This is a genomic window from Sphaerotilus sulfidivorans, assembly GCF_013426975.1.
Classification (GTDB): domain Bacteria; phylum Pseudomonadota; class Gammaproteobacteria; order Burkholderiales; family Burkholderiaceae_C; genus Sphaerotilus; species Sphaerotilus sulfidivorans.
In genome coordinates this window covers 1-8,074 of record NZ_JACCPY010000068.1, presented here as the reverse complement: position 1 = coordinate 8,074, position 8,074 = coordinate 1, and the positions used below count along the sequence as shown (strand labels likewise).

At 63.5% G+C, this 8,074-nt stretch carries 11 protein-coding genes; 3 read left to right on the top strand and 8 right to left on the bottom strand.

What is annotated here, in order from left to right:
* Positions 1 to 275, top strand: a 275-nt coding sequence (locus HZU84_RS19870; RefSeq protein WP_180693112.1) for an IS66 family transposase, incomplete at its 5' end; no start/stop codon positions are given.
* Positions 276 to 489: 214 nt separating this feature from the next.
* Here the strand turns inward: HZU84_RS19870 and HZU84_RS19865 are convergent.
* The 6 genes from HZU84_RS19865 to HZU84_RS19840 are packed head-to-tail and all read right to left on the bottom strand — an operon-like array spanning position 490 to position 5,066.
* Positions 490 to 834: a copper-binding protein gene (locus HZU84_RS19865; RefSeq protein ID WP_149502780.1), complete on the bottom strand. Its 345-nt coding sequence runs from the start codon at positions 832 to 834 to the stop codon at positions 490 to 492.
* Positions 835 to 845: 11 nt separating this feature from the next.
* A complete protein-coding gene (locus tag HZU84_RS19860) occupies positions 846 to 1,334 on the bottom strand; it encodes a DUF411 domain-containing protein (RefSeq protein ID WP_180693111.1) in 489 nt (162 codons plus the stop codon).
* A 25-nt stretch (positions 1,335 to 1,359) separates the two neighbouring features.
* Positions 1,360 to 1,854 (bottom strand): cupredoxin domain-containing protein, encoded by a 495-nt coding sequence (locus HZU84_RS19855; protein WP_149502781.1) that lies wholly within the window; start codon positions 1,852 to 1,854, stop codon positions 1,360 to 1,362.
* 26 nt (positions 1,855 to 1,880) lie between these two features.
* A complete protein-coding gene (locus HZU84_RS19850) occupies positions 1,881 to 3,293 on the bottom strand; it encodes a multicopper oxidase domain-containing protein (protein ID WP_149502782.1) in 1,413 nt (470 codons plus the stop codon).
* A gap of 16 nt (positions 3,294 to 3,309) precedes the next feature.
* The gene (locus tag HZU84_RS19845) at positions 3,310 to 4,743 is read right to left on the bottom strand and encodes a TolC family protein (RefSeq protein WP_180693110.1); all 1,434 of its coding nucleotides are present in this window, start codon (positions 4,741 to 4,743) and stop codon (positions 3,310 to 3,312) included.
* The gene (locus HZU84_RS19840) at positions 4,740 to 5,066 is read right to left on the bottom strand and encodes a hypothetical protein (protein ID WP_180693109.1); all 327 of its coding nucleotides are present in this window, start codon (positions 5,064 to 5,066) and stop codon (positions 4,740 to 4,742) included. Before HZU84_RS19840 ends, HZU84_RS19845 begins: the two co-directional genes overlap by 4 nt.
* Before the next feature lie 157 nt (positions 5,067 to 5,223).
* On the opposite strand from HZU84_RS19840, the gene HZU84_RS19835 reads away from it, so the two are divergent.
* Positions 5,224 to 5,907: a heavy metal response regulator transcription factor gene (locus HZU84_RS19835; protein ID WP_149502783.1), complete on the top strand. Its 684-nt coding sequence runs from the start codon at positions 5,224 to 5,226 to the stop codon at positions 5,905 to 5,907.
* Positions 5,908 to 7,359 (top strand): heavy metal sensor histidine kinase, encoded by a 1,452-nt coding sequence (locus HZU84_RS19830; RefSeq protein WP_180693108.1) that lies wholly within the window; start codon positions 5,908 to 5,910, stop codon positions 7,357 to 7,359.
* Here the strand turns inward: HZU84_RS19830 and HZU84_RS19825 are convergent.
* Complete coding sequence (locus HZU84_RS19825; protein WP_180693107.1) at positions 7,325 to 7,657, bottom strand: BON domain-containing protein; 333 nt, start codon at positions 7,655 to 7,657, stop codon at positions 7,325 to 7,327. The genes HZU84_RS19830 and HZU84_RS19825 overlap by 35 nt on opposite strands.
* Before the next feature lie 121 nt (positions 7,658 to 7,778).
* Positions 7,779 to 8,074 (bottom strand): hypothetical protein (locus HZU84_RS20350; protein ID WP_219341024.1); only part of this gene is annotated, 296 nt, incomplete at its 5' end.

Genomic DNA, 8,074 nt, shown 5'->3' with positions numbered 1-8,074 from the left:
TGCTCGCGCAGGAGGTCTCGCTGTGGACCTTCGTGCGCCACCCCGGCGTCGAGCCCACCAACAACGCCGCCGAGCAGGCGCTGCGCACGGTGGTGCTCAAGCGCAAGATCAGCGGCCCGACGCGCTCGATGCGCGGGCAGCAGTTCGTCGCCCGGGGCTTCTCGGCGATGGAGAGCTGCCGCCGCCAGGGCCGCGACCTGCGCGATTGGATGGAGCAGGCGCTGCGCGCCTGGCTGGGCTCCGGCCCGGTGCCGTCGCTGCTGCCGAGCGGCTGAGCGCAGCGGCGGCGCTCACCTTCCTGACCTTCTGTGCGTGGTGTCCTGGCAAGTTGAACTTGCCGGGATGCGTAAGGCTGGGGGTGTCAAGGAGGGGGTGGTGAATAAGTACCTTTCGAGACGAGGCCGTAGCCCTGGGGTTCGTCCAGCAGCCCAGGCCGTACCGCTGCGTCCCGAGCTGCGTGACCAGCCGGCCCACCCAGGCCCTGCATGCTCATTTGGCCGGCTGGATGGACGTGATCACCATCTTGCCGCCCTCATGGACGACCATGAACCTGACCTTGTCTCCGGGCTTCAGATTGGCGAGCAGGCTCTTGTCCTTGGCCGTGAACACCATGGTCATGCCGGGCATGTCCAGATGCTTGATGTCTCCATGCTTGAGGGTGATCTTCCCGGCGTCCAGGTCGATCTTCTTCACCTCCCCGTCCGTGAGGGTGGCCGGCTGTGATGACATGTCCATCTTGCCTGGCTCCATGGCCGTCTGAGCGAAGCCGCTCATGGGCAGGGCTGCGGCCAGGGTCAGAGCCGACATGGCGAGAAACTGTTTGAAATTGCTCATGGGTTGGTTCTTCACGAGTAGGAGTTGAAAACCTGAGCCGAGCCGTCTTTCAGGATCAGCAGCACCTGGTAGGGATGACGCCGACCCTCATAGGCCGGGCCATCCATTCCTGGGGATCCGAGTGGCATGCTCGGCACCGCCAGACCCAGCGCATCCGGTCGATCCTTGAGCAGGCGCCGGATGTCGGACGCCGGGACATGCCCTTCGATCACATAGCCCTGGACCAGCGCGGTGTGGCAAGAGCCAAACCTCTGGGGCATTCCGAGCCGAACTCGGGCAGCACTGTTGCCCTGATCGATGGTGGTCGCGGCAAAGCCGTTCTTTTCGAGATGCGTGACCCAGTCCTTGCAGCAGCCACAACTCGGGTCTTTCCAGACCTGAACAGGGACTGCTGTGGCCTGCGGTTTTTTGGCCAATGTCGATGTGGCGGCATTCAACATGAGCACACCCAACAACAGCGTGCGTCGCCGGTGATTCAGTGAGTGCGCGGCTGATTGCATCGACATGGTTCCTGCTTGACTGCAGTTACTTCTTGGCGACCTTGACCGCGCCCTTCATGCCGGCTTCGTAGTGCCCAGGCATCAGGCAGGCGAAGTTGACGGCCCCAGCTTTGGTGAACTGCCAGATGATTTCCCCCTGTTTGCCTGGTGCCAGAGAGATCTTGCTGGGCTCGTCGTGTTCCATGTCGGGGAACTTCTTCATCTGCTCCAGATGCTCCAGCAACTCCTTCTCGGTGCCGAGGCTCAGCTCGTGCTTGACCTTGCCGTTGTTCTTCACGATGAAGCGGACGGTCTCGCCTTGCTTGACCTGGATGTCCGACGGCGTGTAGCGCATGGCGTCACTCATCTCGACGGTGATGGTTCGGTTCACCTTGGCCGCCACACCAGCCTTGCCGATGGCGGATTCCCCATCGTCATGGCCGTGGCCGCCCGCGTGGTTGCCGCCAGCAAAGGCAGCCCCCGACAGGGCCAGTGCCGTGACGGCGATGAGTCGTTGCGTGCGCGAAAACATGGAAGTCATCAGTGGGTCTTCAGGGGTAAAGGAACTCAGTGGCCGCTGTGCGACGTGGGTTTGCGAACTTGAACCTCGATGGCCTTGGCCGGGGACTGGACGCGGGGCATCGACTGCCCTCCTTCGGCCTTGAAGCGTGAGGGTTCGGTGATCGGGCCGGTGTACTCGTGGGCCACGGTGCCCTCTGGGTGCTTGAACCAGCCAGGATCCTTGTAGTCCCCTGGCTTCTGGTCACGCCGCACCTTGAGGACACTGAACATGCCGCCCATCTCCACCGAGCCGAACGGACCTTCTCCGGTCATCATCGGCGCGGTGTTGTCGGGGATGGGCATCTCCATCTCGGTCATGTCGGCCATGCCCCGCTCGCCCATCACCATGTACTCGGGGATCAGCTTGTTGATCTTGCGGGCCACCCCGCTGTGGTCCACACCGATCAGCGTCGGCACGTTGTGGCCCATGGCGTTCATCGTGTGGTGGCTCTTGTGGCAGTGGAACGCCCAGTCGCCCTCTTCATCCGCCACAAAATCGATCTGGCGCATCTGACCGACCGCAATGTCGGCGGTCACCTCCGGCCACCGCGATCCCTTGGGTGTCGGCCCACCATCAGTGCCCGTCACGGTGAACTCGTGGCCATGAACATGGATGGGGTGGTTCGTCATGGTCAGGTTGCCGATGCGGATGCGCACCTTGTCGTTCAGGCGCACGTTCAGCGTGTCGATGCCCGGAAAGATCCGGCTGTTCCATGACCAGAGGTTGAAGTCCGTCATCGTCATCGTCTTGGGCGTGTAGCTGCCCGGGTCGATGTCGTAGGCGTTGAGCAGGAAGCAGAAGTCCCGCTGTACTTCGTCGATCAACGGATGTCGGGTCTTCGGATGAGTCACCCAAAAACCCATCATGCCCATGGCCATCTGCGTCATCTCGTCGGCATGCGGGTGGTACATGAAAGTGCCGGGACGGCGTGCCACGAACTCGTAGACGAAGGTCTTGCCGGGTTGAATCGAGGGCTGTGTCAGGCCCGACACCCCATCCATGCCGCTGGGCAGGCGTTGGCCGTGCCAGTGAATGCTGGTGTGCTCGGGCAGCTTGTTGGTGACGAAGATCCGCACGCGGTCGCCCTCGACCACCTCGATGGTCGGCCCCGGACTCTGACCGTTGTAGCCCCACAGGTGGGCCTTGAAGCCTGGCGCCATCTCGCGCACCACCGGTTCGGCCACCAGATGAAATTCCTTGACGCCCTGGTTCATGCGCCACGGCAAGGTCCACCCATTGAGGGTGACCACCGGGTTGTAGGGTGTGCCACTGTCGGGCACCAGTGGCGGCATGGTGTCCGGCCGGGTCTGGATCACCGGCTCGGGCAGTGCCGCCATCGCCACACGGCTCACCGCACTGATGGCCACGGCTCCGCCGGTCACCCCGGCGTATCTGAAAAAATCTCGTCTGGATGTCATGGAACGGGTCTTTCCCTCAGTGACCAGCACCGCCCCCACTGGGCGCGCTGGCATTCACGGACAGGGTGGTGTTGGTGGGACGGCCGATCAGCGAGGCTTGCAGCGCCGCGTCGGCCAGCCAGAACTGCTGCTCCGCATCAATGGCGGCCATCACGGTGCTCACCTGGTCCCGCGAGTCGGCCAGCAGCTCGAACACACCGATGAGCATCCCGTTGTAGCGAAGCAGGTTCTCTTCCGAGATGACCTTGCGCAGCGGCACGACCTCGTCGCGGTGGTGGCGGGCAATGTCATAGGCCGTGCGGTAGGCCGAGTAGCTCTCGCGCAGGCTGGAACCCGCAACCCGGAGCGTGGCCTCCAGTCGGTTCGTGGCGGCCAGCGTGCGTGCGTTCATGGCATCACGTTGCAGCCCGCCCCAGTCGAAGACCGGCAGGCGCACGTCGATCTCGAATCCCCGTGCGGTGGACTTCGTCCCTGATTCGTTGTCGAACCGGGTGTTGCGCCGTGCGGTCAGCTCGATGTCCGTGAAGCTGGTGAACGTGTTCAGCCCCTGTGCTTGGGCGGAGGTCTGAAGCTCCGCCTGCGCCAGGCGAATGTCCAGGCGGCCACGGGTGGCGAGCGACCCCACGGCATCGGGTTCCAGTGCCTGCTTGGGCAGATCGGGCAGGCGCTCGGGCAAGCGGAGGGCCTGCGCCTGCGTTTCATCGAGCCCCAGCAGGCGCACCAGCTCTTCCCGGCTGGCCGTGGCCTGATGACCCGCCGTGGCGAGTCGGGTGGCGGCGTCGGCGTAGAACGCTTGTTCACGCGCCCGGCTGAGCCGGTTGAAGGTGCCGACGGACTGCAGGCGACGAGCCAGGTCCGCGCTGGCTTCGGCACTGGTCAAGACCTGCTGGGCATACGCGAACGTCTGTTGTGCCGTGACGGCACGAACCCAGGATTGGCGCACCTGCGTGATCTGGTCCACCACCTCGCTGGCAAGCCGCAGTTGCGACTGGTCGATCTGGCGTCGGGCGATGCCTTGGCGACTGGGAAGGGTCAGGAGATCCAGCAACCCGAAGGACAAGGCGCGCCCCAGTTCCAGTTCGCTGCCGGCGACCATGCGCTCTAAACTGAACACCGGGTTGGCGATGCGGCCCACCTGTGCAGCATCGGCCGATTCGGCCCATCCCCGTGCCAGCAGGGCTTGCAAGGCCGGGCTGTTGACCAGGGCCAGATGCACGGCCTCACGCTGCCCCACGGGCGCGTTCAGCAAGTCGGCTGCGGTTTGTGCCCGCTGAGTTCGCTCGCGGTCGGTACGTGCCAGGGCCAGTCGTCCGTCGGTGAAGGAGGCCGTCTCGTCGTTGACCTTCGCCATCTGCTGTTCCAGACTGACGCTGGCACAGCCGGACAATGCAGCCAGGGCGGCGGCGGACAGCATCAGCCGGCCACGAAAAACGTTCAGGACACGCTTCATGGCTTGCCACCCCCGTGGTGGGCACCGTGGGGCAGCGACGCGGCCGGTGTTTCTGCAGCCGGCGTCACTCCCGAGGTTTTCTCCTTGGCATACACCTTCCAGCCGCCGATGCGCCCCACCCGGTCGTTGGCTTCGCGCCAGGACTGGACGGGTTCGTCCGCATAGGCTTGGTAACCGCTCAGCGTGGAGGTGTACTGCAGCCTGGTCGGCATGGCCGGTTGGGTCGGTGCGGCAGGCGATTGCGCTGCTGCCGTGCCTGCCAACAAGACCAACGCCCACGGCAGCAGGTCTTTGACAGCAACAGGATGGTTCGTGGTGGACATGGGCTCCTCGGGGGCAATCTCGACACTTGTTGGAGGCAGATTCTGAAAACCCGAGGCCGTCAGGATGCTGTCGGAAAGATGACATTCCTGTCATCTGCAGGCCAGTCGCCCTGAAACTCTGCACACTGCACGCCATGCCACACAGCGGAGCGAGTGCGTGAAGATCCTGATCGTCGAGGATGAACCGAAGACCGGCGAGTACCTGCGCCAAGGATTGCGAGAGGCCGGGTTCGTGGTGGACCTGGCGCAGGACGGGCTGGACGGGCTGCATCTGGCGCTGCAGGGCGAGCACGATCTGGTGATCCTGGATGTGATGCTGCCCGGGATGGACGGCTGGCAAGTGCTCCAGTCCCTGCGCAAGCGTGGCTTGCACATGCCCGTGCTGTTCCTGACCGCCCGCGACCAGGTCGAGGACCGGATCAAGGGCCTGGAGCTGGGCGCAGACGACTATCTGGTCAAGCCCTTCTCGTTCGCCGAACTGCTGGCCCGGGTGCGCACCATCCTGCGCAGGGGGCGCAGCGGTACCGAGCCCACTACACTGCGCGTGGCGGATCTGGAGCTGGACCTGCTGCGCCGCCGGGTCTCCCGCAACGGCCGGCGCATCGACCTGACGGCCAAGGAATTCGGCTTGCTGGAGCTGCTGATGCGGCGACAGGGCGAGGTGCTTCCCCGCTCCCTGATCGCTTCACAGGTCTGGGACATGAACTTCGACAGCGACACCAACGTCATCGAAGTGGCGATGCGGCGCCTGCGCCTCAAGATCGACGAGGGGCAGGAACCCAAGCTGATCCAGACCGTGCGCGGCATGGGCTACGTGCTGGAAATGCCGGAGATCCCCTGAGTGTTGCGGTCGTTTTCGCTCACGAGCCGGCTGACCGTTTTCTTCACGATGGCGGCGGCGGCCATCGTGCTGGGTCTGGGTGTGTTGTTCATGGTCCTGACGGAGCGGCATTTCGTGGACCTGGACCGATCCTCCCTGCAGGACAAGCAGCACCTGATCGAGGAGATCCTGACCACCGCCAATTCCACCGACGACGCTCGGTGGCGATTGGGTGAGGCATTGGGCAACCACCATGGCCTGTATGCCCTCGTCGCATCCAGGCAAGGGGAAACCATTTTCAGATCCAATGGATTTCAGCCGCCAGCGTCGTTGTGGGTAGCGCACGCTGCCAGTGCGCAGACGGCCATTCAGGACTGGCGTGACAAGGGCCATGAATTCCGTAGCCTAAGATTCCAGGCCAACCTGGCCGATGCCTCATCCGACAGACTTGATGTTCTGGTCGCCATCGACACGGTACACCACACGCATTTCATGGCCCAGTTGCGGCGCACCCTCGCGTTGTATGCGGTGCTGGCCGTCGGCGTCAGTGGTGTGCTGGGCTGGTTTGCCGCCTACAAGGGCTTGGCCCCCTTGCGGGCGATGAAGGCCCGGGCTTCTGTCGTCACCGGCCAGCAACTCGGCCAGCGCATGCCCGTGGATGCGGTTCCGATCGAGATGGCAGACCTCGCTCGGGAACTCAACCAGATGCTCGATCGCCTGCAGGACGATTTCCGACGGTTGTCGGAGTTCTCTTCCGACCTGGCGCACGAGTTGCGCACCCCCATCAGCAACCTCCTGACGCAGACACAGGTGGCCATGTCTGCCCAGCGTGACGCCCAGACTTACCACGGCATCCTGGAGTCCAATGCAGAAGAGTTCCAGCGGCTCGCCCGCATGGTCTCGGACATGCTTTTCCTGGCCAAGACCGAACGGGGAGTGGACCTTCCGCACAAGGAGAAGTTCTCGGCCGCCCAGGATGCGCAGGCGTTGCTGGAGTTCTATGAGGCCGTGGCGGAAGAAAAAGGCATCACGCTGGGTCTGCACGGCGACGGTGCCATCCTTGGCGACCGGCTGATGTTCCGCCGGGCATTGAGCAACCTGCTGTCCAACGCCCTGCGTCACGCCCATCACCAGGGCACGGTGGTGGTCAAGGTCGGCGAGACCGTCGAGGGAACGCTCGTGGCAGTTGAAAACTCCGGGGACCGGATAGACCCTGCGGTGCTGCCCCGCCTCTTCGACCGGTTCTACCGTGCCGACCCCTCCCGTGCGCACCCGGAGTCCGAGGGAGCCGGTCTGGGCCTGCCCATCACACGCGCCATCGTGCAGGCGCACGGCGGGACGGTCGATGCCCAGTCTCAGGATGGGGTCACGGTGTTCCGCATGCTCTTTCCGAGGCAGAACGAAAGGCCCGAAACCGAGGCTGGCACGAGTCCACTGGTCAGGAAGGGTGGCGCCGTGATGACCAAGCTCTGAAATTCGCCTTCACGGAGCTGACACCATCGACATTTTTGGCAGCAGCCATTACCTTGCGATCATCATCCGCATGCTGAAGCCAACCCGATAAGGTAATTTCACCATTCTTGGCTTTGGCATGAACCTCGGTCAAGCCATTTTCGAGAATGCCACTGCCTTTCAATTGGAATTCGACCTTTTCCGCCAGCGCCAAATCATCCATGCTGGTTTGCCCATGCGATTTGGCGTTGGCCCCCGCGCCCATCAGGACCATGGACAAGGTGAGTGTGGTTAAAAGTTTTCCAGTAGTGACGCGCATGCTTGACTCCATTGAGCAGTTTGACGGAATGCCTCAAGGGATTGTCATTTACCTTGCAAGGCATGCAGTCAATGTAATTTCAAGAGTCTTTCAAACATCGGTCATGAGAATTGCGTTTCTGTCATCGAGTGCTCCCATCCGAGATTTCCTGGGTCTTTGATCGTCGCATCAGCAGGAACGCCACCGGCACCACGAACATCGACAGCAGCGGCGCCGTGAGCATGCCGCCGACCATCGGCGCGGCGATGCGCTGCATCAGTTCCGAGCCGGTGCCCGGTACGTATTCACGCCCCCCCTCCTTGACACGCCCACCCAGCCCGTCAACCCGCTGAAGCCCGCGTAGACAGCACGGGTGCGAGGCGGGAGAGTCAAGCCCGATGAACCCGCCCCCATCGCCCACACCCGAAGACCCGCCCG

Excerpts from the sequence above, each read along its gene's own strand:
- HZU84_RS19865 (WP_149502780.1), bottom strand. The coding sequence starts at position 834 with ATGAGCAATTTCAAACAGTTTCTCGCCATGTCGGCTCTGACCCTGGCC.
- HZU84_RS19860 (WP_180693111.1), bottom strand. The coding sequence starts at position 1,334 with ATGCAATCAGCCGCGCACTCACTGAATCACCGGCGACGCACGCTGTTG.
- HZU84_RS19855 (WP_149502781.1), bottom strand. The coding sequence starts at position 1,854 with ATGACTTCCATGTTTTCGCGCACGCAACGACTCATCGCCGTCACGGCA.
- HZU84_RS19850 (WP_149502782.1), bottom strand. The coding sequence starts at position 3,293 with ATGACATCCAGACGAGATTTTTTCAGATACGCCGGGGTGACCGGCGGA.
- HZU84_RS19845 (WP_180693110.1), bottom strand. The coding sequence starts at position 4,743 with ATGAAGCGTGTCCTGAACGTTTTTCGTGGCCGGCTGATGCTGTCCGCC.
- HZU84_RS19840 (WP_180693109.1), bottom strand. The coding sequence starts at position 5,066 with ATGTCCACCACGAACCATCCTGTTGCTGTCAAAGACCTGCTGCCGTGG.
- HZU84_RS19825 (WP_180693107.1), bottom strand. The coding sequence starts at position 7,657 with ATGCGCGTCACTACTGGAAAACTTTTAACCACACTCACCTTGTCCATG.